Source organism: Amycolatopsis sp. NPDC000009 (assembly GCF_055563465.1).
Window position 1 is genome coordinate 360,447 of the sequence record NZ_JBVHDI010000002.1, and the last position, 20,510, is coordinate 380,956.

23 protein-coding genes are annotated in these 20,510 nt (G+C 68.1%); 11 read left to right on the top strand and 12 right to left on the bottom strand.

The genetic code is table 11. The features are described 5' to 3' along the window. Window positions 1–149 precede the first annotated feature (149 nt). Both ACZ3HL_RS07790 and ACZ3HL_RS07795 read left to right on the top strand, forming a co-directional pair. Window positions 150–668: a hypothetical protein gene (locus ACZ3HL_RS07790; RefSeq protein ID WP_465529540.1), complete on the top strand. Its 519-nt coding sequence runs from the start codon at window positions 150–152 to the stop codon at window positions 666–668. Between the two features lie 192 nt (window positions 669–860). Next, on the top strand, window positions 861–2,246 hold the full coding sequence (locus tag ACZ3HL_RS07795; RefSeq protein WP_465410861.1) for an APC family permease: 1,386 nt from the start codon (window positions 861–863) through the stop codon (window positions 2,244–2,246). A 49-nt stretch (window positions 2,247–2,295) separates the two neighbouring features. On the opposite strand, the gene ACZ3HL_RS07800 is transcribed toward ACZ3HL_RS07795, so the two are convergent. Genes ACZ3HL_RS07800 through ACZ3HL_RS07810 form a run of 3 tightly spaced genes read right to left on the bottom strand, consistent with a single transcriptional unit; the run spans window position 2,296 to window position 4,516 of the window. Next, the gene (locus ACZ3HL_RS07800; protein WP_465529542.1) at window positions 2,296–3,126 is read right to left on the bottom strand and encodes an MBL fold metallo-hydrolase; all 831 of its coding nucleotides are present in this window, start codon (window positions 3,124–3,126) and stop codon (window positions 2,296–2,298) included. After that, window positions 3,123–3,953, bottom strand: a complete 831-nt coding sequence (locus tag ACZ3HL_RS07805) for an MBL fold metallo-hydrolase (RefSeq protein WP_465529544.1) — start codon at window positions 3,951–3,953, stop codon at window positions 3,123–3,125. The genes ACZ3HL_RS07800 and ACZ3HL_RS07805 overlap by 4 nt, the downstream gene beginning before the upstream one ends. Further along, entirely contained in the window at window positions 3,953–4,516 is a 564-nt protein-coding gene (locus ACZ3HL_RS07810) for a TetR/AcrR family transcriptional regulator (protein ID WP_465529546.1), read from the bottom strand. Before ACZ3HL_RS07810 ends, ACZ3HL_RS07805 begins: the two co-directional genes overlap by 1 nt. 191 nt (window positions 4,517–4,707) lie before the next feature. Here ACZ3HL_RS07810 and ACZ3HL_RS07815 point away from each other — a divergent pair, with 191 nt between their 5' ends. Beyond that, window positions 4,708–5,493, top strand: coding sequence for an aminoglycoside adenylyltransferase domain-containing protein (locus ACZ3HL_RS07815; RefSeq protein ID WP_465529548.1), 786 nt, complete (start codon window positions 4,708–4,710; stop codon window positions 5,491–5,493). Here the strand turns inward: ACZ3HL_RS07815 and ACZ3HL_RS07820 are convergent. Continuing rightward, entirely contained in the window at window positions 5,470–6,978 is a 1,509-nt protein-coding gene (locus ACZ3HL_RS07820) for a fatty acyl-CoA synthetase (RefSeq protein ID WP_465529550.1), read from the bottom strand. The genes ACZ3HL_RS07815 and ACZ3HL_RS07820 overlap by 24 nt on opposite strands. 52 nt (window positions 6,979–7,030) lie before the next feature. Between ACZ3HL_RS07820 and ACZ3HL_RS07825 the strand changes: the two genes are divergently transcribed. The 4 genes from ACZ3HL_RS07825 to ACZ3HL_RS07840 all read left to right on the top strand — a co-directional run bounded on the left by ACZ3HL_RS07825 (window position 7,031) and on the right by ACZ3HL_RS07840 (window position 10,329). Further along, the gene (locus ACZ3HL_RS07825) at window positions 7,031–7,936 is read left to right on the top strand and encodes an aldose 1-epimerase family protein (RefSeq protein WP_465410867.1); all 906 of its coding nucleotides are present in this window, start codon (window positions 7,031–7,033) and stop codon (window positions 7,934–7,936) included. Next, window positions 7,936–8,421, top strand: coding sequence for a GNAT family N-acetyltransferase (locus ACZ3HL_RS07830; protein WP_465529552.1), 486 nt, complete (start codon window positions 7,936–7,938; stop codon window positions 8,419–8,421). Before ACZ3HL_RS07825 ends, ACZ3HL_RS07830 begins: the two co-directional genes overlap by 1 nt. A gap of 11 nt (window positions 8,422–8,432) precedes the next feature. After that, window positions 8,433–9,662 carry an amidohydrolase gene (locus tag ACZ3HL_RS07835; RefSeq protein ID WP_465410869.1) on the top strand — a complete coding sequence of 410 codons (1,230 nt, stop codon included), beginning with the start codon at window positions 8,433–8,435 and terminating at the stop codon, window positions 9,660–9,662. Window positions 9,663–9,729: 67 nt separating this feature from the next. After that, window positions 9,730–10,329: a hypothetical protein gene (locus ACZ3HL_RS07840; protein ID WP_465529553.1), complete on the top strand. Its 600-nt coding sequence runs from the start codon at window positions 9,730–9,732 to the stop codon at window positions 10,327–10,329. 32 nt (window positions 10,330–10,361) lie between these two features. Here the strand turns inward: ACZ3HL_RS07840 and ACZ3HL_RS07845 are convergent, their stop codons facing one another. Together ACZ3HL_RS07845 and ACZ3HL_RS07850 are read right to left on the bottom strand one after the other, a co-directional pair. Beyond that, window positions 10,362–10,979, bottom strand: a complete 618-nt coding sequence (locus ACZ3HL_RS07845; protein ID WP_192743725.1) for a Uma2 family endonuclease — start codon at window positions 10,977–10,979, stop codon at window positions 10,362–10,364. Window positions 10,980–11,052: 73 nt separating this feature from the next. Continuing rightward, entirely contained in the window at window positions 11,053–12,198 is a 1,146-nt protein-coding gene (locus ACZ3HL_RS07850) for an acyl-CoA dehydrogenase family protein (protein ID WP_465529556.1), read from the bottom strand. A gap of 103 nt (window positions 12,199–12,301) precedes the next feature. On the opposite strand from ACZ3HL_RS07850, the gene ACZ3HL_RS07855 reads away from it, so the two are divergent. The 4 genes from ACZ3HL_RS07855 (at window position 12,302) to ACZ3HL_RS07870 (ending at window position 16,838) form a co-directional block, all read left to right on the top strand. Next, the gene (locus tag ACZ3HL_RS07855; protein ID WP_072029818.1) at window positions 12,302–12,892 is read left to right on the top strand and encodes a TetR/AcrR family transcriptional regulator; all 591 of its coding nucleotides are present in this window, start codon (window positions 12,302–12,304) and stop codon (window positions 12,890–12,892) included. A 43-nt stretch (window positions 12,893–12,935) separates the two neighbouring features. After that, window positions 12,936–13,877 carry a carbohydrate kinase family protein gene (locus ACZ3HL_RS07860; RefSeq protein ID WP_465529558.1) on the top strand — a complete coding sequence of 314 codons (942 nt, stop codon included), beginning with the start codon at window positions 12,936–12,938 and terminating at the stop codon, window positions 13,875–13,877. Between the two features lie 192 nt (window positions 13,878–14,069). Beyond that, window positions 14,070–15,386, top strand: coding sequence for a citrate synthase (locus tag ACZ3HL_RS07865; protein ID WP_007033295.1), 1,317 nt, complete (start codon window positions 14,070–14,072; stop codon window positions 15,384–15,386). A gap of 102 nt (window positions 15,387–15,488) precedes the next feature. Further along, complete coding sequence (locus ACZ3HL_RS07870; RefSeq protein ID WP_465529560.1) at window positions 15,489–16,838, top strand: cryptochrome/photolyase family protein; 1,350 nt, start codon at window positions 15,489–15,491, stop codon at window positions 16,836–16,838. Between the two features lie 54 nt (window positions 16,839–16,892). Here ACZ3HL_RS07870 and ACZ3HL_RS07875 read toward each other — a convergent pair whose 3' ends face one another. Genes ACZ3HL_RS07875 through ACZ3HL_RS07900 form a run of 6 tightly spaced genes read right to left on the bottom strand, consistent with a single transcriptional unit; the run spans window position 16,893 to window position 20,493 of the window. Next, window positions 16,893–18,083 carry an ABC transporter permease gene (locus ACZ3HL_RS07875; protein WP_465410874.1) on the bottom strand — a complete coding sequence of 397 codons (1,191 nt, stop codon included), beginning with the start codon at window positions 18,081–18,083 and terminating at the stop codon, window positions 16,893–16,895. After that, window positions 18,080–19,006, bottom strand: a complete 927-nt coding sequence (locus ACZ3HL_RS07880; protein ID WP_465529562.1) for an ABC transporter ATP-binding protein — start codon at window positions 19,004–19,006, stop codon at window positions 18,080–18,082. Before ACZ3HL_RS07880 ends, ACZ3HL_RS07875 begins: the two co-directional genes overlap by 4 nt. After that, a complete protein-coding gene (locus tag ACZ3HL_RS07885; RefSeq protein ID WP_465410876.1) occupies window positions 19,003–19,233 on the bottom strand; it encodes a hypothetical protein in 231 nt (76 codons plus the stop codon). Before ACZ3HL_RS07885 ends, ACZ3HL_RS07880 begins: the two co-directional genes overlap by 4 nt. Further along, entirely contained in the window at window positions 19,230–19,685 is a 456-nt protein-coding gene (locus ACZ3HL_RS07890) for a hypothetical protein (protein ID WP_465529564.1), read from the bottom strand. The genes ACZ3HL_RS07885 and ACZ3HL_RS07890 overlap by 4 nt, the downstream gene beginning before the upstream one ends. After that, a complete protein-coding gene (locus ACZ3HL_RS07895; RefSeq protein ID WP_465410878.1) occupies window positions 19,682–20,227 on the bottom strand; it encodes a hypothetical protein in 546 nt (181 codons plus the stop codon). The genes ACZ3HL_RS07890 and ACZ3HL_RS07895 overlap by 4 nt, the downstream gene beginning before the upstream one ends. Next, complete coding sequence (locus ACZ3HL_RS07900) at window positions 20,224–20,493, bottom strand: helix-turn-helix transcriptional regulator (RefSeq protein ID WP_034308595.1); 270 nt, start codon at window positions 20,491–20,493, stop codon at window positions 20,224–20,226. Before ACZ3HL_RS07900 ends, ACZ3HL_RS07895 begins: the two co-directional genes overlap by 4 nt. Window positions 20,494–20,510 lie beyond the last annotated feature (17 nt).

Sequence of the window (20,510 nt, forward strand, 5' to 3'; positions counted from 1 at the left end):
TCGCGGGCCCGATTCTCACGGCCGACCGCAGCGACGTTCCTCAGGCCCGGATGATCGGCGGTGTGACCGGTTCTCTTGACCGGGACATCCTCAGGTCAGGGTGATGTCCGTACCATGAGCCGACTCCGCGTAGACCGAAGGGCGTGACGATGAGACGGCAGCTGAGACGGCGGATGGTGAGCCTGGCGGCCGGCGAGATGGTCAGTGTCGTGGTGTTCTTCGTCGTCTTTTTCGTGCTGGCCGGGGTATCTCCGACGGCCGCGAATGTGTCCGGGTTCCTGCTCACCGCGGTGATGCTGTTACAGGGCAGCGGCTACTGGATGGGCCAACACCGCCGGCTCGGAGGTCACCGCGGTGCCCTCGCCATCGTCGTTCGAGTGCTGCGGGTGCTGGCGCCCGTGAACGTGGCGCTGATCGCGATCGGTGTCGTTCCGATCGTGGTGGAGGCGCAGTCGGGAGCTCTTGGCCGGTTCTGGCTGGGCGCGGCGTTGTGGGTTCTGGCCGTCGCCGAGTACATCAACTACTTCCATGTGCAGCTGGCTTACGGGCGTCGGGCGGATCGCGTCTGGATTCTTCGCAATCGGCGGCTCAGGAGGTCTCATCTGTCCCGTGACCTCTCGCGGCTCCGGTCGGCCGAACCGGTGGTCGACCGCGCGCCGCCACGCTGAGCTCGGCCGGGCCCACGCGCCACGACACTTTGGACACCGAGCCGAATGGGCTCCGGCAGCCGCGGTGGCTGGACGACGCGGAAACCATCTTCCGATCGTGAGACAAGCCGCGAGACCGCCTGTCAACCTGTGACGAGGAGCTGACCAAGTCGGATTGTCGGCCACCGACGTGATGCGGCACACTCTTGCCGCATGGCGGACACGACGACAACAGAACAGACCGGTCCGGCCGGTCAACCGAGCCTCAAGCGGGTGATGGGTTCCAAACTCCTGCTGTTCTTCGTGGTGGGGGACATCATCGGGACGGGCGTCTACGCGCTCACCGGACAGGTCGCCGGCCGGGTGGGCGGCGCGCTTTGGCTGCCGTTCCTGATCGCGTTCGTGGTCGCGTTCATGACCGCGTTCAGCTACCTGGAACTGGTCGGGAAGTACCCGCAGGCGGCGGGGGCCGCGCTCTACACGCACAAGGCGTTCAAGATCCGGTTCCTCACCTTCATGGTGGCGTTCGCGGTCATGTGCTCCGGGATCACGTCGGCCTCGTCGGCGGCGAAGGCCTTCGGGGCCACCTATCTCGCCGAGTTCATCACCGCGCCGATGCCACTGGTGGCGATCCTGTTCGTGATCGGCCTCGCGCTGATCAACTTCCGCGGGGTCGCCGAATCGGTGAAGACCAACGTGGTGCTGACCTGTATCGAGATCGCCGGCCTGCTGATCATCATCGGGGTCGGCGTGTGGGCGGTGCTCAACGGCAACGGGGACGCCTCGCGGCTGGTCGAGTTCGACACCGAGAACCAGACGATGCTGGTGGCGATCACGTCGGCGACTTCGCTGGCGTTCTTCGCGATGGTCGGTTTCGAGGACTCGGTGAACATGGCCGAGGAGTGCAAGGACCCGATCCGGATCTTCCCGAAGGCGATGCTGTGGGGCATGGTCATCGCCGCGACCATCTACATCCTGGTCTCCGTGACCTCTTCGCTGCTGGTGCCCGCGGACGACCTGGAAGCGGCCAAGAGCAGTGCGCTGCTGAAGGTCCTCGACGTCGGCGCACCCGGCTTCCCGCGCGAGGTCTTCTCCGCGATCGGTCTCTTCGCGGTCATCAACTCGGCGCTGATCAACATGCTGATGGCCAGCCGCCTGCTCTACGGCATGGCGAACCAGCGGATCATCCCGAAGCAGCTGGGCACCGTGCACCCGTTCCGCCGCAGCCCGTGGGTGGCGATCGTGTTCACCAGCCTGATCGCGATCGGTCTCGTGTCCTTTGTGGACATCGGGGTGCTCGGCGGTACGACGGCGTTGCTGCTGCTGGCGGTGTTCGCCATCGTCAACGTCGCGGTTTTGGTGCTGCGCAAGGAGAAGGCGGCGCACAAGCATTTCCGCGCGCCGACGATCATCCCGGTGCTGGCCGCGATCTTCTGCGTCTACCTGGTGACGCCGCTGTCCGGACGGCCCGCGCGCGACTACAAGGTCGCCGCGATCCTGCTCGGCGTCGGCATCGTGCTGTGGGGGATCAACTGGCTGGTCATGCGGGCCACGCACCGGGAAGAGGACCGGCAGCCCATCGAGCCGCCGGTCGGCTGACGTGGGCTGAAGGGCGCTTTCCCCGCATGCGATGCGGGGAAAGCGCCCTTCAGCGCCCGCGGCTGAGCGCCTGGTACTCCACCGGGCTGTGGGCCGAGAACACGGTGACCTCGTCGGCGTGTCCCCGGCTCAGTTCCCGCAGCCGCTCGACGTTCTCCAGCCGCGGCTTGCGCAGCGTCTGCACCATGTTCTGGAACGCGGTCATCCCCGGCGGGCAATGCGGTTTCACCGGGTCCATCTGACCGTGGAAGAAGTACGCGTCACCCGCGTGCAGCAGCCAGCCGTCGCCGGTGTCGACCGCGACCCCGGTGTGGCCCTTGGTGTGCCCCGCGAGCGGCACCAGCAGGATCTCCGGCGGCAGGCCCTTGAGGTCGCGGACGGCCTGGAAACCGAACCAGTCGTCCCCGGCCTCGTCGTACATGCTCCACAGTGGGCGGTGGGCGAACTGGCCGGCGCGGAACCGCAGCTTCTCGCTCTGGTTGGCCGGTGACGTCGCCGCGTCGTGCTCCGCGGTGCGCACGTGCACGACGGCGTTCGGGAAGTCCGCGAGCCCGCCCGCGTGATCGACGTCGAGGTGGGTGCAGATGATGTGCCGGACGTCTTCGAGCTTGTGGCCGAGCGCCTCGACGTGGTGGGCCGCGGTCTCCGTCTCGACCGGCTTGGCGCCGACCATCAGCGTGAACGGCGTGCCGAGCCAGGCACCGGGATTCTCGACGCCCTTGCGGCCGAAACCGGTGTCCACCAGCACGAGCCCGTCGCCGGTCTCGATGAGCAGGCAGTGCGCCACCAGCTCCGAGCGGCGCAGCAGGCCGGGCTGGCCGTCGAGCAGCTTGCCGCCCGGTGCGCGCATCGTGCCGCAGTTCAGGTGGTGCACCTTCATAGCCTGCTCCTCTGGCTGAGCCGTTCGAATGCGGTGGCGTCGTGCGCGGCGAAGACCGTCACCTCGTCACCGTTGTTACTGACAAGTTCGCGCAGCCGGCGCTGGTTGTCCAGTCGTGCGGTCTTCTCCGTCTGCATGTACGACTCGAAGAAGCCCAAAGCGGCGGGGATGTGCGGCTTTCGCTCCAGCTCGCCGCCGTGGAAGACGGCGTCGCCCGCGTTGAGGAGCCAGCCGTCGCCGGTGTCGACCGCGACGCCGGCGTGCCCGCGGGTGTGCCCGGCGAGGGGGATGATCAGGACGTCCGGGACCCCTTCGAGCTCGCGGACGGCGTCGAACCCGAACCACGGCTCACCGTCGGCGCGGTACGACCGCCAGAGCGGCCCGTGGTCGAACTGGACCTTGCGGTAGCGGCTCGCCTCCTTGCGATCGATCGGCTTCTCCAACGCCTGGAGTTCGCGATCGTGGACGTGGACCCGCGCCTGGGGGAAGTCGACGAGCCCGCCCGCGTGGTCGAGGTCGAGGTGGGTGAGCACGATGTCGCGCACGTCGGCCGGGTCGAAGCCGAGCTTGCGGATCTGGGTGGTGGCGCTGAGGTCGTCGTCGCTGTCGGGGTGCACCAGCCGGACGAAACCGGCGCCGAGCCATTCGACCGGCCGGGTGACGGTGGGTGTTCCGACGCCGGTCTCGACGAGCACGAGCCCGTCGTCGGTCTCCAGCAGGAGGCAGTGGCAGATCAGTTCGGCACGGCGGAACAGGCCGGGCTTGCCGTCGATGAGTTTGCCGCCGACCGGCCGCATGGTTCCGCAGTTCAGGTGATGGACGCGCATCAGGACAGCTCCCGTTCGAGGGTGGTACGGAGGTGAGGGGCGATCGCGCGCAGCGGCGCGGTGTCGTGCAACGTCTTGGCCAGCAGCAAACCGCCCTCGATGGCGGCGAGGACGACCGTCGCCAGGTGGTCCGCCTTTTCGGTGTCCAGCGCGTCGGAGATGACGGTGTGCCAGGAGGTGTAGCCGTCGGCACAGGCTTGGCGGATCGTCTCGCTGTCACCCGACGCGTCGAGCGCGACCGTCGCGAGCGGGCAGCCGCGCTGGAAATCCGACTCCTCCAGCGAGGTCGCCAGCGCGTCGACCACGTTCTCGATACCGGTGACGATGTCGGGCGCGTTCGCGGCGATCGTGCGCAGCTGGTCGCAGAGCCGGTCGGCGGACTGGCGGATGGCCTCGGCGGCCAGCTGCTCCTTGCCGCCGGGGAAGTGGAAGTAGAGCGATCCCTTGGGGGCGCCCACGGCGGTGACGAGCTGATTGAGCCCGGTGGCGTGGTAACCCTGCTGGTGGAAGAGCTCGGCGGCGGAATCGAGCATGCGCTGCCGGGTGTCGGTGCGACGGACCATGCGGCCGACTGTAGCCCAAACTATGACGACCGGTCTAGTAAGCACCGCGATGCCGCCCTCGCGTGATCAGACACGTAACTCGCGTGATCGGAGGCGTAACTCACGTGATCAAGCGCCGCACACGTGAGTTACGAGTCTGATCACGCGAGTTACGTCTTCAAGCACGCGAGTTCCGGGTAACGTCACGGCCCGTGTACACGCCCTACGCCGAACTCGACCAAGTCCTCACCGACCTGGTCGCTTCAGCCCGCGAGATCCTCGGCGACACCTACGTCGGCGCGTACGTCCAAGGTTCCTTCGCGCTCGGCGCCGGCGACCTCCACAGCGACTGCGACTTCATCATCGCGACGACCGAACCGCCGAGAGGCACGATCGAAGCGGACCTCCGCGTGCTCCACGACGAACTTCCCACCAGAGAAGGCTTCTGGTGCAAGGAGATCGAGGGCTCGTACGCGGACATCGCATCGCTGAAGACCAGCCAGGGCCTCGGCACGCCGTGGCTGTACTGCGACCACGGCCACCGCGTCCTGACCTGGGACACCCACTGCAACAGCCTGCACACGCGCTGGATCCTGCGCCACAAAGGCATCGTGCTCGACGGCCCGCCGATCACGAGCCTGGTCGACGATCCGCCACCGGACGCGATGCGCGCGGCGATGCGCGAGGAACTGCACGGCCTGGTCGACGGCGTCCGCGCGTGGGCGCCCTTCGACATCGCGTGGACCCAGCGCTACATCGTGTCGACCTGTTGCCGCGTGCTCTACACCTTGCGCACGGCCGAGATCGAGTCGAAGCGCGGCGCGCTCCTCTGGGCGCGCGAGAACCTCGATCCGCGCTGGCGGCCGTTGCTCACGCAGGTGCTTCAGGACCGCGAACTCGGCTGGGATCCGGAGGATCCACCGCGGCCGGGCAGCCTCGAAGCGGCCTGCGAGTTCGCCGCGTACGCCGAAACCCTAGACACCGATCGCGGACGCTGACCCGCCGAACTGTTGCCGCAGCTCGCGTTTGAGCAGTTTCCCGGACGCGTTCTTCGGCAGTTCGCCGACGAAATGCACCGACTTCGGCACCTTGTGCGCCGCCAGCGACTTCTTGGCGAACTCGATGAGTTCCGTTTCCTCGACGGGATCCTTCGCCACGACCACCGCGGCGATCGCTTCGATCCAGCGTTCGTGCGGCAGGCCGACGACGGCGACCTCGGCGACGGCGGGATGCGCGTACAGCGCGTCCTCCACCTCGCGCGACGCGACCAGGACGCCGCCGGTGTTGACGACGTCCTTGATCCGGTCGACGACGAACAGGTAACCCTCCTCGTCCTGCCGCACCAGGTCACCGGAGTGGAACCAGCCGCCCGCGAACGCCTCCACCGACTCCTCGGGCTTGCCCCAGTAACCGGTGCACAGCTGGGGAGAGCGGTACACGACCTCGCCGAGTTCACCCGGCGGGAGGTCGTTCATCTCGGCGTCCACCACCCGCGTCTCGACGAAGAGGACCGGCCTGCCGACGGAATCCGGCCGCGCGTCGTGCTCTTCGGGCCGCAGGACCGTCGCGAGTGGACCGATCTCCGACTGGCCGAAGCAGTTGTAGAAACCGACATCCGGCAGCCGTGAGCGCAGCGCGTTCAGGACCGGGACCGGCATGATCGACGCGCCGTAGTAGGCCTTGGTGAGGCAGCGCAGATCCGCGTCCGCGAGACCGGGATGGTTCGCGAGCCCGACCCAGACGGTCGGCGGGAAGAACAGGGAAGTGATGCCCTGACGGGGAATCCTCGCGAGGATGTCGTCGAGGTCCGGAGATTCGACCAGGTGGTTCGTCGCGCCGACGGCCAACCCAGGCATGAGGAAGACGTGCATCTGCGCCGAGTGGTACAGCGGCAGCGCGTGCAGGGGAACATCACGGTCGCTCAGATCGAGCGCGGTGATGCAGGACGTGTACTCGTGCACCAGCGCGCGGTGGGTGAGCATCGCGCCCTTCGGCCGCGAGGTCGTGCCGGACGTGTAGAGCAACTGGACGAGGTCGTCGTCGGCGACCCCGCGCTCCTCGTGCGGCTGGACGGTTTCGTCCAGTGCCCACTCCAGAACGTCCAGTGTGGACACATGCTCGACGCTGACATGCTCGGCCAGCGTGGGGTCGACGAAGGCGATGGCGGGCTCGGACTGCGTGAGCAGGTACTCGAGTTCCTCGCCGCGGGCGTTGAAGTTCACTGGCACGTGCACCAGCCCGGCCCGCGCGCAACCCAGGTACAGCAACAGGTACGCGTCGGAGTTCTTGCCGAAGGCCGCGACGCGGTCACCGTGGACGAGCCCGCGGCCGAGCAGTTTCGCCGCGACCCGGCCCGCCGCGCGGTCGAGCTCCGCGTACGTCCACACGCGATCGGCGAACGTGAGGGCGACCCGGCCCGGGACGCGGCGCGCGCTCCGTTCCAGGACGCGGCCGACTGTGCTGGGGTAGCCGGGAACGGTCATCGCGGCGGTCTCCTTCGTCCGAGCGTGGCGTTCTCACAGTAACCTCGTCCACATGGCCAATCCCACCGGAGAGCAGTTCGAGATCACCCGCGGCAACGCGCGCGCCGTCGTCACCGAGATCGGTGCCGGGCTGCGCGCGTTCGAGGTCGGCGGGGTGCCGTACGTCGAGGCGTTCGCCGAGGACGAGAAGCCGCCGAAGGGCGCCGGGCAGGTGTTGCTGCCCTGGCCGAACCGCACCAAGGGTGGCCAGTGGGACTACCAGGGCGAGAAGCAGCAGCTCCCGATCACCGAGGAGGCCCGCGGCAACGCGATCCACGGCCTGACCCGCCACGAGGAGTGGGAGCTTCTCGAGCACGCGGAATCGTCGATCACGCTGGCCATCGACGTCCCGGCGCAGGAAGGGTGGCCGGTACCGCTGCGCGCGACGATCACCTACGAGATCTCGCCGCGCGAACTGGTCGTCACGCACGAGATCCGCAACGAGGGCGAGAGCCCGATCGGCGTCGGGCTCGGCACGCACCCCTACTTCCGCATCGGCGACGTGCCCACCGACGAGCTGACCCTGACGCTGCCCGCGAGCCGGGTCCGCCCGTATCTCGGCGACGAGCAGATGCCGTACGCCGACGAGCAGGACGTGGAGGGGACCGAGTACGACTTCCGGTCCGGCAAGGTGCTCGAAGGCGTCGACCTCGACACGGCGTTCGGCGGACTGACCGTGGCCGAGGACGGGAACCACCACCACGTCCTCTCGCACGGGGAGCAGGAGCTGCTGGTCTGGGCCGGGCCGGACTTCCGCTGGGCACAGGTGTTCACGCCGGACGACCTGGTTGGCCGGGGCCGGGCGGTGGCGATCGAGCCGATGACCTGCCCGGCGGACGCGCTCAACACCGGCACCGACCTGATCGACCTGGAGCCCGCGTCGTCGTGGACCGGGAGCTGGGGAATCCGGGTGCGCTGATGGAGGCCCCTCTCCGGCTGGGCCCCGTCGACGCGGGGGAGGTGCTCACGCTGCAGCGCGCGGCGTACGTCCCGGAGGCAAGGGAGCACGAGAACCTCGACCTCCCGCCGCTGCTGGAGACCTTCGAGCAGGCCAAGGAGGCCTTGGGCGATCCCGCGTGTTTCGCCTGGGGCATCAGGGAATCCGGGCGGCTGGTGGCGAGCGTCCGGATCGTCGTGGACGGCGAGGCCGGTCTCGTCGGCAGGCTCATCGTGGCGCCGGACAGGCAGGGACACGGTCTCGGCAGCTCGTTGCTGCTCGCCGCCGAGGCGGCCGCGCCACCCACGGTGACCGTGTTCCGCCTGTTCACCGGGGAGCGGAGCACGGGCCCGCTGCGGATGTACCGGAAGCTCGGCTACGTCGAGACGCACCGCACGCCCGAGAAGCACTACGAACTGGTCCACTTCGAAAAGCCCCGCGTGCGGACCGGCGGCCCAGTTCGTTAGCGTGTCAAAGTATGTCTGACAAAGCACAGGTCAAGGCCATCGTCGGTGGTTACGTCGTCCCGGTCGACGGTGATCCCATCGACGGCGGCACGGTCCTCATCGAGAACGGGAAGATCGCCGCGGTCGGCACCGACGCCGACGTCGACGTCCCCGACGACGCCGAACTGATCGACGCCGCGGGCAGCTGGGTGCTGCCCGGGTTCATCGACGCGCACGCCCACCTCGGCGTCCACGAGGACGGCGAAGGCTGGTCCGGGAACGACACGAACGAGATGACCGACCCCAACGGCGCGCGGTTCCGGGCGATCGACGGGATCGACCCGTACGAGCCCGGCTTCGACGACGCGCTCGCGGGCGGCGTCACCAGCGTCGTCATCAAACCCGGCTCCGGGAACCCCATCGGCGGGCAGACGATCGGCGTCAAGACCTGGGGCCGGACCGTGCTCGACATGATCTTCGCCGAGGGCGTCAGCGTGAAGAGCGCGCTCGGCGAGAACCCGAAACGGGTCTATGGCGAGAAGAAGCAGACGCCGTCGACCAGGCTCGGCGTCGCGTCGACCATCCGCGACGCCTTCACCGCCGCGCGTAACTACGCCGCCCAGCGCGAGCACGCCGCCGGCGAGGGCAAGCCGTTCGACGTCGACCTGACCAAGGAGACGCTGGCCAAGGTCCTCGACGGCGAGCTGTACTGGGACCAGCACGTCCACCGCGCCGACGACATGGTGACCGCGATCCGGCTGGCCGACGAGTTCGGCTACAAACTGGTGATCAACCACGGCACCGAAGGGCACCTGATCGCGGACCTGCTCGCCGAGCGGGACGTGCCGGTGATCCTCGGCCCGCTGTTCACCACCAAGTCCAAAGTGGAGCTGCGCAACCGCACCCTGCGCGCGCCCGGCATCCTCGCCAGGGCGGGCGTGCGGATCGCGATCACCACGGACCATCCGGTCGTGCCGATCAACTTCCTGGTGTACCAGGCCGCGCTGTCGGTGAAGGACGGCCTCGACCCGGAGACCGCGCTGAAGGCGCTGACCGTCAACCCGGCCGCCATGCTGGACCTCGACGACCAGGTCGGCTCGCTGAAGCCCGGCCTCGACGCCGACGTGGTCATCTGGTCGGGTGATCCGCTGGACGTGATGAACCGGGCCATGCGCGTGTTCGTGCGCGGGCGCGAGGTCTACCACTTCGACGAGGAGACCGGCGTCGGCGTCACCGAGGAGCGGCGCTACCGCGAAGGGTGATCCCGGCCTTGTCAGGGTGACCGGCCTGTGCTCTCATGTGTTACACGCTGGGGAGGATGTGTAACACATGAAGCGCTGGGTCTTCGTTCTGGTCGTCGGTATCGGTTTCCTGGTCGTCACCTTGCTGTTCTCCCGCGAGGATCCGGATGTCGTCAAATGCGGTGGCCGGATCATGGGCCCCGGCGACGTCTGTGAAAGCACCAAGGGTGGCCGCACCGTCGACGAGGACACCTACGACCAGATGAAGGCCGCCGCCGAGTCCAGGGCCGAGACGTTCCGCGACCACGGGCTCTGGATGGCCGGGGTCGGCGTGGCGCTGACCGGTCTGGGGGCGACGATGCTGATCCGCGGGAAACGGCGCAAGGTCCGCGCCTTCGCCGAGGCCCGGCAGGGCGCGCAGTGGTCGGCACAGCCGGGATTTCCGCAGCAGCAGGGATTTCAGCAACCGCCGGGATCCCCTCAGCAGGGTTTTCCGCAACCTCCGGGGTCTCCCCAGCAGGGTTTTCCGCAGGCGCATGGCGCCCGATTCCAGGCCCCGCCTCAGCCCCAGTGGCAGCCCGCGCCGGGACAGCGGCCTCATCCGCCGCAGGCCGGATGGCCGCAGCAGCCGCCGCCGGCCGGTCCGCCGCCACAGCAGTTCGGTCCGCCGGGGCACGGCGGCTCGTGAGTGGTGAGGACGGTTCTAACCGTCCTTACCACTCACGAGAGCAGGCGGCCGAGATCCAGTTTCACCGGAAACGGCTCGTCGGCACGGAATTCGCCGGTCATGGCCGGAGCGTCCTGATAGCCGAGTTCGCCCGCCTGGTGGCAGGCGACAAGGGAGACCGGTTCACTGAGGTCGACGATCCAGTAATGCGGGATCCCCGCGTCGGCGTACTCGCCGTGTTTGGTCACGTAGTCGGTGCGCTTCGAACCAGGCGACACGATCTCGACCACCACGACGACGTCGTCCGCGCGGTACATCGTGTCCTCTTCGTCGATCCGTTCGCCCGCCTCGCGAAGGGCGATGATCAGATCCGGTCGCCTGGCGAAACCCGGCTCACCGGGCGGCACCAGCCCCAGATCGACGTCGATGTCCTGGACGAATTCGAGGTGATCGGGCAGCTGTGACTCCAGCTGCCTGGCCAAGGCGTACAGCGCCTTGTTGTGTCTCCTCTTGGGGCTCGGTGACATGACAAGGCGGCCTTCCACGAGCTCGGTGAATCCGGAATCGGGCTCACCGAGCGCCGCGTACTCCGCGACCGACAGCAGGTGATCCGGGACGGCCCACCCTGATTCACCGTGCGACCCGGTCGTGGAATGGGGAAGGGCTGTCACAGCGTCTCCTCACGTCATCCACAGTGTCTCACGGTCACAGCGTGACCACCTGTGATCGTATCAGCGCGGAGCGTCAGCCTTTCCGCAGTTCCCGCGCGATCACCATGCGCTGGATCTGGTTCGTGCCCTCGAAGATCTGCGGCACCTTCGCCTCCCGCATGTACCGCTCCACGGGGAAGTCCTTCGTGTACCCGGCGCCGCCGAGCACCTGCACGGCGTCGGTGGTCACCTTCATCGCGCCGTCGGTCGCGACGAGCTTCGCGATGGACGCCTGCCGCTGGAACGGCAGCCCGCGGTCGCGGCGGCGGGCGGCGTCGAGGTACATCGCGCGCGACGTCTCGACGGTCGCGGCCATGTCGGCCAGCAGGAACTCCAGTCCCTGGAACTCGATGATCGGCCGCCCGAACTGCGTGCGGCCCTTCGCGTACTCGAGTGCCTCGTCCAGCGCGGCCTGCGCGAGCCCGACGGCGCAAGCGGCGATGCCCAGCCGTCCGGAGCTGAGCGACGACAGCGCGATCTTCAGCCCTTGGCCCTCTTCGCCGATCCGACGGCCGGCGTCGACGGCGGCGTCCTCGAACATCAGCTGTGCCGTGGTCGACCCGGTGAGGCCCATCTTCCGCTCGGGCGGCGCGGCCGAGAGGCCCGGCGTCGCCGCGTCCACGAGCAGGCAGGAGATGCCCTGCCCGCCGTCGTCGCTCGTGCGCACCATGGTCGTGTAGAAGTCGGCCTCACCCGCGTGGGTGATCCACGCCTTCGTGCCGTTCACGACGTACTGGTCGCCGTCGAGCCGCGCGCGGGTCGAAAGGGCGGCCGCGTCGGAGCCGGCGTGGGTCTCCGAGAGCGCGTACGCGCCCAGCAGGCCGCCTTCCAGCATCGACGGCAGCCAACGATCGCGCTGCTCGTCGGTGCCGTGGTGCGCCAACGCGAAGCAGGACATCGTGTGCACGGAGAGCCCGACACCGACCGACATCCACGCGGCCGCGATCTCCTCCAGAACCTGCAGGTAGACCTCGTACGGCAGCTCGCCGCCGCCCCAGCGTTCCGAGTACGGCAGGCCGAGCAGCCCGGCCTGCCCGAGCAGCCGGAACTGCTCACGCGGGAAATGCGCGGTCTCCTCGTACTTGCTGGCGATCGGGGCGAGCTCCTCGCGCGCGATCTCCTTGGCCAGGTCGATCAGATCCTGGGCCTCGGTGCTGGGCAGCAGACGGTCCGCCGGCATGGCTCCTCCGAGCTGAGCTGTACTAAAAACAGTACTGTGGGCTGATTCAGCGTACAGTAGACGGCGCTGGGGGTACACCGTTCGCGTAGGGGATAGTGATCCGATGACCTCGCGCCGCCAGCCCACCGCGCGTCAGAGAGCGCTGCTCTCGGAGCTTGAAGCGCTCTTCCTCGCCGAAGGGTTCTCCCAGTTCACGCTGGACGATCTGGCCGCCAGGCTCCGCTGCTCGAAGTCGACCCTCTACGCGCTCGCGCCCAGTAAGGAGCAGCTCGCGGTCAAGGTCGTCACCCACTTTTTCAAGGGTGCCGCCGAGCTGCTGGAGGAGCGGATCGCCGGGATCGACGACGCCCGCAAGATCCTCGGGGAGTACCTCGCCGGGATCTCCGAGTACCTGAACCGGGCTTCGGCCGCTTTCATGACCGACATCGCCGAATTCGCGCCGGCGCGGGACGCGTATCAGCTCAACAGCCGCGCCGCGGCCGCGCGGATCCGGTCGTTCATCGATCGCGGCGTCACCGACGGTGTTTTCCGTGAGGTGCACGCGCGGCTGATCGCGGAAATGGCGGGACTGATCATCGAGGGAATCCAGACCGGAGTCATCGGTCAGCGCGCCGGGGTGACCGACGCCGAAGCGTTCACCGCTTTGTCCGAGCTTTTGCTCGGCGGGATAGCGACAAAAAATGTCCTGAACTGACAATTCTGGTGATCCGGCCGCCGCCTCGGCTAGCATCGCGCCCGTGATCGTCGTAGGTGGAGAGGCGCTGGTCGACCTCGTTCCCGGTGAACCATTGGATTCCAGTGTGGACGGTGGGTTGCGCGCGCTGCTGCCCCGGATGGGTGGTGGTCCCTACAACGTCGCGCTCGCCGCCGGGCGGCTCGGCGTCCCCACGGGCTTCCTCTCGCGTGTCTCCGACGACCGCTTCGGTGTCGCCCTGGTGGACCGGCTGCACGCCTCCGGCGTCGACACGGCCTTGCTGCAGCGGGGAAACGAGCCGACGACGCTCGCCGTGGTCGCGCTCGACGAGAAGGGTTCCGCGCGGTACACCTTCTACACCGAGGGCACCGCGGACCGGCTGGTCGCCGACCCCGGCCCGCTCCCCGAAGATGTGACGGCGCTCTCCCTCGGCACCCTCGGCATGGTCCTGGAGCCGGGTGCGAGCACGTACGAAACCGTGTTGCGCCGCGAATCCGCCCGTGGCGTCCTGACCGTGCTCGATCCGAACATCCGGGCGGCGCTGATCACCGATCCGGCGGCGTACCGCGCGCGGTTCGAGTCCTGGCTGCCGCATGTCCGCCTGCTCAAGATCTCCGACGACGACACGGAATGGCTCGCCGAAGGCGCCGACCCGGTCGACGCGGCAAAGGTCTGGACCTCTTGCGGAGTCGATGCCGTCGTGCTCACCCGGGGCGCGCGGGGGTTGTCCGTCATCACACGAGCGGGCGAAATCGCGCAGGTCCCGTCACGCCGGGTCGACGTCGTCGACACGATCGGCGCCGGTGACACCGTGCAGGGCGCCCTGCTGGCATGGCTGTACTCGAACGGCGTGCGTGACTTGTCCACTCTCGACGCCGGCGGCTGGCGGACGGCGCTCGAATTCGCGGCGAAAGCGGCGTCGATCACCGTCTCGCGGAGCGGGGCGGAACCGCCGACGGCGGGCGATATGGCATCCGCCGTGTGAACCTGGTCCCAAAGGGGCTGTTGTGAGCAACTCACCCGCTGCGCGTTGACCCCATTCTCGACTAGCGTAGAGGGGAATTCATACCCCAGCGGGGCGGTGTGCAGCGAGGCCGTGGGTCACGCGCGTGAAAGAGGGCGTACCTGTGGAACCTACAGGCGCCGCCGGCCCGTGCTGAACGTGAGAGGGACTTACATGTCCGACGCGACGACGGCTGCGGGGCAGTCCGGCGAGACCGCGACGCTGCGCCTGCCCAACGGCGAGCACGAGTTCAAGGTGATCCACCCGGTCGAGGGCGCGCCTGGGATCGAGCTGGGGAAGCTGCTGGCGACGACCGGGTACATCACCCACGACCCGGGGTTCGTGAACACCGGTGCCGCGTCGTCGGCCATCACCTACATCGACGGTGACGCCGGCATCCTGCGCTACCGCGGGTACCCGATCGAGCAGCTGGCCGAGAAGTCGACCTTCATCGAGGTCTCGTACCTGCTCATCTACGGCGAGCTGCCCACGCAGACGCAGCTGTCCGAGTTCACCGAGAAGATCCAGCGGCACACCCTGCTGCACGAGGACCTCAAAGCCTTCTTCAGCGGCTTCCCGCGTGACGCGCACCCGATGCCGGTGCTCTCCAGCGCCGTATCCGCGCTGTCGACCTTCTACCAGGACTCGCTCAACCCGTTCGACGAACCGAACGTGGAGCTGTCCACCATCCGCCTGCTGGCCAAGGTCCCGACCCTGGCCGCGTACGCGTACAAGAAGTCCGTCGGCCAGCCGCTGCTGTACCCGGACAACTCGCTCGGCCTGGTCGAGAACTTCCTGCGGATGACCTTCGGCTTCCCGGCCGAGCCCTACGAGGTCGACCCGGACGTCGCCAAGGCGCTCGACCTCCTGTTCATCCTGCACGCCGACCACGAGCAGAACTGCTCGACCTCGACCGTGCGCCTCGTCGGCTCCTCCGAGGCGAACCTGTTCGCCTCGATCTCGGCCGGCATCAACGCGCTGTTCGGTCCGCTGCACGGTGGCGCCAACAGCGCGGTCCTGGACATGCTCGAGGGCATCCAGGCCGAGGGCGGCGACGTCGCGAACTTCGTCACCCGCGTGAAGAACAAGGAAAAGGGTGTCCGCCTGATGGGCTTCGGGCACCGGGTCTACAAGAACTACGACCCGCGCGCGAAGATCATCAAGAACACCGCGGACGAGATCCTCTCCAAGCTCAAGGGCGGCGACCAGCTGCTCGACATCGCGAAGAAGCTGGAAGAGACCGCGCTCTCGGACGACTACTTCATCGAGCGGAAGCTGTACCCGAACGTCGACTTCTACACCGGTCTGATCTACCGGGCGCTCGGCTTCCCGACGAAGTACTTCACCGTGCTGTTCGCGCTCGGCCGCCTGCCGGGCTGGATCGCGCACTGGCGCGAGATGATCCAGGACCCGGCCACCAAGATCGGCCGCCCGCGGCAGATCTACACCGGCTACGCGTCGCGGGACTACGCGCCCATATCGGAGCGCTGAGCCCCTTCCCGCAAGCGCCATCAAAGGTCCTTTCCTCGCATAATCTGCGAGGAAAGGACCTTTGGCGTGCGGGGCCGGGGAAGCGCGCTTAGGGTTTCGGGAGTGACCAGAGAAGCCCCCGTAGTGCTGTGGTTCCGCCGCGACCTCCGCCTCGGCGACCACGCCGCCCTGCTGGAAGCTTCGAAGCACAGCAAGCACGTCCTCGCGCTGTACGTCCTCGACGACGCGCTCCTCAAACCCTCCGGTGCCCCGCGCGTCGCGTTCCTGCACGGCTGCCTCAAGGCGCTGGACGATCAGCTCGGCGGACGGCTGATGCTCGTCAAGGGCGACCCGGCCACGGAGGTCGTCAAAGCGGCCCGTGCGGTCGGCGCCGCGACGGTGCACGTCAGCGCGGACACCGGCCCGTACGGCCGCCGCCGCGACGACGAGGTCAAGAAGGCGTTGGCGGAGCACGACATCGCCTGGGTCGAGACGGGATCTCCGTACGCGATCACCCCCGGTCGGATCAGCAAACCGGACGGCGACCCCTATCGTGTCTTCACCCCGTTCTACCGCGCGTGGGTGCGCCACGGCTGGCCGCGTCCGGCGGACACCGGAGAGTCCATTGTGGACTGGGTGGAGCCGCCGCGATCCGTCAAGCTCCCGAAGTCCCCGTCGCTCAAGGGAATGGAGCTGCCGGAGCCCGGTGAGAAGGCGGCGCTCGAACGCTGGCACGAGTTCCTGGACGACGGTGTCGAGACCTACGACGAGGATCGCGACCGTCCCGACCGCCCCGGTACGACGAGGCTTTCGCCCTATCTGCGCTGGGGATGCGTCCATCCGCGTACCTTGCTGGCCGACCTCGCCGGGAACGAGGGATCCGGCGCCAAGGCGTTGCGCGGCGAGTTCGCCTGGCGCGAGTTCCACGCCGACGTCCTGTGGCACCGGCCCGAAACCGCGCGGAAGAACTACGATTCCCGGTTCGACGCCATGGAATACGAGAGCGACGACGACGCTTTCCGGCGATGGTGCGAAGGGCGCACCGGGTTCCCCGTCGTCGACGCCGGGATGCGGCAGCTGCTCGCCGAAGGCTGGATGCACAACCGCGTCCGGATGATCGTGGCGAGTTTCCTGGTCAAGGATCTGCATCTGCCGTGGTGGCTCGGCGCGCGGCATTTCATGAAGCATCTGGTCGACGGCGATCTCGCGTCGAACCAGCTGAACTGGCAGTGGGTCGCGGGCAGCGGCACCGACGCCGCGCCGTACTTCCGGATCTTCAACCCGACGACGCAGGGTGAGAAGTTCGACCCCGCCGGCGACTACGTCCGCCGTTACGTTCCCGAACTCCGGTCTGTGCAAGGCAAAGCCGCGCACAAACCGCAGAACGTCAAGGGCTACCCAGCGCCCATGGTCGACCACGCCCACGAACGCCAGGTCGCCTTGGAGCGCTACGCCGCCATCAAAGGTCCGTGAAGGCCTCCCTCCCTACCCTGAGAGTAGGGAAGGAGGCCTTCACGGACCGTGGGGTCAGCCGCGCAGGGCTTCCGAGAGCTTGATCCGGCTGCCGACCCGCAGCACGCTGTTCTGGTAGATCCGCGCGCCCAGCCAGGTGAACAGGGCGATCGCGCCCACGCTCAGGCCCAGCGACAGCACGATCTCCCACGTCTCGACGGTCCCGGCGGCGATCCGCGCCGGCATCAGCACCGGGGAAAGCAGCGGCACCAGGGAGAGCACCTTCGTGCCCGTGCCCTCCGGCGCCTGGGCCAGCAGGTTGAACCCGACGACGAAGCCGAGGATCAGCACGATGTTGACCGGGCCGATCACGGACTGGGTGTCCTCCTGCCGGGAGACCAGCGAACCCATTGCGCCGTAGACGGTGGCGTACAACAGGAACCCGAGCAGATACCACACGACACCCCACAGCAGGGCGCCCGTCGCGACCCCGGACAGCGTCAGCACGTTGGTCGCCGAAGCGACTATCAACCCGGCGCCCCCGATGATCACCAGCTGCGTCAGCCCGACCAGGCCGAGCCCGATCACCTTTCCCAGCAACAGATGCCATGGCCGGACCGTGGACAGCAGGATCTCCACCACCCGGCTGGACTTCTCTTCGACCACGCCCTGCGCGACCAGCGTCCCGTAGGTCACGATGCTCATGTACAGCAGCACCGCCACGATCAGCCCGATCACCGTCCGCTGGGCCTTCTCGGGATCCGGCGGCTTGATCGAGTCGACCTCGACCTGGGTCTGGTGGACCGTGCGCATCACCTCGTCGGGCGACTTCTGGGCCTCGGAAAGGATGCCGTTCAGCACTTCCTGCTGGGAAACGCCGTTCAGCAGGGAACGCAGCTTCGTGTCCAATTCGGACTTGACGAGCACCTTCAGCTCGGTGGCGTTGCCGGACAGCAGCGCGTCCAGGTCGCCGTTCTCGACCTGCGCCCGGCCCTGCGCCGGATCGGCGACCGTGACGGTCTCGATCTTTTCGCCGATGGCTTCGCCCGCGGTCTTGAGCTGCTGCGCGATCCCGGCGGTCTGGCCGGTGAGCCCGACCTTGCTCTTGTCCTCGTTGCTGATCAGCGTGGACTGCAGCAGGACGTACCCCATCAGCATGACCAGCAGCACGGCGGTGCCGATCACGAAGGACCTGGTGCGCAACCGGGTGTTCAGCTCGCGTTTGGCGATCAGCCAGACCGCGCGCCATGAGGATACGGTGTTCATGCGGAAACTCCCTGTGCCGCCGGCTTCTCGGCGACCGCGTCGCGGAAGAGCTCGGTCAGCGAACGCCTGCGTTTGGTGAACTCGGTGACCGGGCCGGTGGCCAGCGCCGCGGCGAGCACGGCCTGGTCGTCGGCGCCCGTCTCGAGTTCGAGGATGGTCGTCGGGCCGTTCTGCTCGGCCGCCCGGACACCGGGAACGGACGATGCCCAGCCGGGCGGAGCGGCGGGCGCGGTGACGACGAGACCGTTGCCCGCGCCGGCGGTCAGCTCCGCGACGGTACCGGAGGCGACCATCCGTCCACTTCGGATGATGCCGACGCGGTCGCACAGCCGCTCGACCAGATCCAGCTGGTGACTGGAGAACACCACCGGCACACCGGTCGCGGCCTTCTCGCGCAGCACGCCGCTCATCACGTCCACGGCCAGCGGGTCGAGGCCGGAGAACGGCTCGTCCAGCACCAGCACCCTCGGATCGTGCACCAGCGCCGCGGCGAGTTGCACGCGTTGCTGGTTGCCGAGGCTCAGCTTCTGGACCTCGTCCTTGCGCCGTTCGGTCAGCCCGAGGCGGGCGATCCAGTTCTCGGCGCTGCGGTGGGCGTCGTTGGCCGACATCCCGTGCAGTTCGGCGAGATAGACCAGCTGCTCCAGCACCTTCATCTTCGGGTACAGCCCGCGTTCCTCCGGCATGTACCCGATGTGCGTGCGGGTCTCGTGGGTGATCGGGGCGCCGCCGAAGCGCACCTGGCCGGAGTCGGCCGCCAGCACCCCGAGCACGATCCGCATCGTGGTGGTCTTGCCCGCGCCGTTGCTGCCGACGAACCCGTACAGCTCACCGGGCTGGACCTCGAAGCTCACCTCGTCCAGCGCGACCTTCGCGCCGTAGCGCTTGGAGACCTTGTCGATCTCCAGCTTCCCCTCGCTCATTTCCATTTCCCCTCTTCGAAATACCGCACCAGCGCCATGAATCCGCGATGGACGCCGGAAACCGTGCGGTTCCGCTGGATCAGCCCGTCCAGCTCGACGTTGCTCACCACCGAGGTGGCCCGGTACACCAGGGCCGCCCGGCCCGCGCCGGCGAGGACCCCACCCGCCACCAGCACGACGGCGACCACGCCGATGGACACCTTGTACCGCTTCTTGTCCCCGGTCATCCCGGAGTCACCCCCTCGAAGTCTTCAGGGTCGTCGTCCGGCAGCCGCCAGGCGAGCCAAAGCGCCGGAAGCGACGTCCCGAAGACGAACAACGCCGCTGTCATCGCGGACAGCAGCGAACCGGGATCCGGTTGCCCTGCCGCGTAGAGCCCGTATGCGAGATCCACCAGCATCAGCACGCAGATCCCCTGGAACGCAGCGTAGTGCGCGCGGTTTCGCAGCAGCAGTTCGCGTTCGTCGAGGTCCTTCGCCGCGGAGCCGGGTCTGCCGACGGCCTTGCGCAGCACCGCCGCCGCGCCGACGCAGAGGCACAGGCCCGGTCCCATCAAGCCGACGGCGAACCACAACGTGGGCTCCCGGAGCAGCGCGGCCCCGGCGATCACGACCAGGTGACCGATCACGGCCGCGACGGCGAGGCGACGCCGGTCCGACCTTGTCCTGGTGACGGTCACGTGGGGCTCACCTCTTCGAAGTCTTCAGGGTCGTCGTCCGGCAGCGACCAGCCGAGGATGACGCCGGCGAGCGTGGTCCCGGTGACCAGCAGCGCGCAGGCCATCATCGCGCCGCGAACGCCGCCGTCCTCGGTGTCGGAGATGACCAGGCTGTAGAGCACCGCGATCATCATCAGCCCGACCAGGACCTGATAGCTGACGTAGGTGACGCGGTGGCGCCATTCCCGCTCGCGTTCGTCGAGCCGGAGCGAGAACCCGCCGCTCATCTTGCCGGTGAGGATCCGCAGCAGGTAGTGGGCACCGCCGGCGATCACCGCACCTCCGAACCAGCACACGACGAAGACCGGCTCCGGTTGCCGATGGAACACGGCGGCGCCGGCGATCAGGATCAGATCGCCGAGGATCACGAGCACGCTCAACGTCCGCCGCCGTTTCCGCGTGCGCCAGGTCGGCAGCCTCAGCGCCCGCTTGCGTTCCAGTTCGTCCAGCCGTTCCTGCTGGCGCTCCCAGTACGCCGCGAGGCGGCCTCGCTCCTCACTCATGTTCCCCCCTCCCGGTAGACCTGAGTGGACAGTGGCGTGAACGGTTCGCGGCTGAACACGGCCTCGACCGGGAGGTCGAACACCGCGCAGATGCGGAACGCCAGGTCCAGGCTCGGGTAGTGGTCCCCCCGTTCGAGCGCGCCGATGGTCTGCGGGTTGACCTCGACGGCCGCCGCGAGGGCGGCCCTGCTCAGTCCGCGCTCTGCCCGGAGCACGGGAAGCCGGTTGTAGATCGGCAGCTCTTTGCCGCGTCTTACCGGACTCATGGAACATACTGTTGCAA

Coding starts and splice junctions, on each gene's coding strand:
- ACZ3HL_RS07885 (WP_465410876.1), bottom strand. CDS start 19,233: ATGACCGGGGACAAGAAGCGGTACAAGGTGTCCATCGGCGTGGTCGCC.
- ACZ3HL_RS07880 (WP_465529562.1), bottom strand. CDS start 19,006: ATGAGCGAGGGGAAGCTGGAGATCGACAAGGTCTCCAAGCGCTACGGC.
- ACZ3HL_RS07855 (WP_072029818.1), top strand. CDS start 12,302: ATGACCTCGCGCCGCCAGCCCACCGCGCGTCAGAGAGCGCTGCTCTCG.
- ACZ3HL_RS07795 (WP_465410861.1), top strand. CDS start 861: ATGGCGGACACGACGACAACAGAACAGACCGGTCCGGCCGGTCAACCG.
- ACZ3HL_RS07825 (WP_465410867.1), top strand. CDS start 7,031: ATGGCCAATCCCACCGGAGAGCAGTTCGAGATCACCCGCGGCAACGCG.
- ACZ3HL_RS07900 (WP_034308595.1), bottom strand. CDS start 20,493: ATGAGTCCGGTAAGACGCGGCAAAGAGCTGCCGATCTACAACCGGCTT.
- ACZ3HL_RS07840 (WP_465529553.1), top strand. CDS start 9,730: ATGAAGCGCTGGGTCTTCGTTCTGGTCGTCGGTATCGGTTTCCTGGTC.
- ACZ3HL_RS07835 (WP_465410869.1), top strand. CDS start 8,433: ATGTCTGACAAAGCACAGGTCAAGGCCATCGTCGGTGGTTACGTCGTC.
- ACZ3HL_RS07865 (WP_007033295.1), top strand. CDS start 14,070: ATGTCCGACGCGACGACGGCTGCGGGGCAGTCCGGCGAGACCGCGACG.
- ACZ3HL_RS07895 (WP_465410878.1), bottom strand. CDS start 20,227: ATGAGTGAGGAGCGAGGCCGCCTCGCGGCGTACTGGGAGCGCCAGCAG.
- ACZ3HL_RS07810 (WP_465529546.1), bottom strand. CDS start 4,516: ATGGTCCGTCGCACCGACACCCGGCAGCGCATGCTCGATTCCGCCGCC.
- ACZ3HL_RS07800 (WP_465529542.1), bottom strand. CDS start 3,126: ATGAAGGTGCACCACCTGAACTGCGGCACGATGCGCGCACCGGGCGGC.
- ACZ3HL_RS07850 (WP_465529556.1), bottom strand. CDS start 12,198: ATGCCGGCGGACCGTCTGCTGCCCAGCACCGAGGCCCAGGATCTGATC.
- ACZ3HL_RS07820 (WP_465529550.1), bottom strand. CDS start 6,978: ATGACCGTTCCCGGCTACCCCAGCACAGTCGGCCGCGTCCTGGAACGG.
- ACZ3HL_RS07805 (WP_465529544.1), bottom strand. CDS start 3,953: ATGCGCGTCCATCACCTGAACTGCGGAACCATGCGGCCGGTCGGCGGC.
- ACZ3HL_RS07830 (WP_465529552.1), top strand. CDS start 7,936: ATGGAGGCCCCTCTCCGGCTGGGCCCCGTCGACGCGGGGGAGGTGCTC.
- ACZ3HL_RS07790 (WP_465529540.1), top strand. CDS start 150: ATGAGACGGCAGCTGAGACGGCGGATGGTGAGCCTGGCGGCCGGCGAG.
- ACZ3HL_RS07875 (WP_465410874.1), bottom strand. CDS start 18,083: ATGAACACCGTATCCTCATGGCGCGCGGTCTGGCTGATCGCCAAACGC.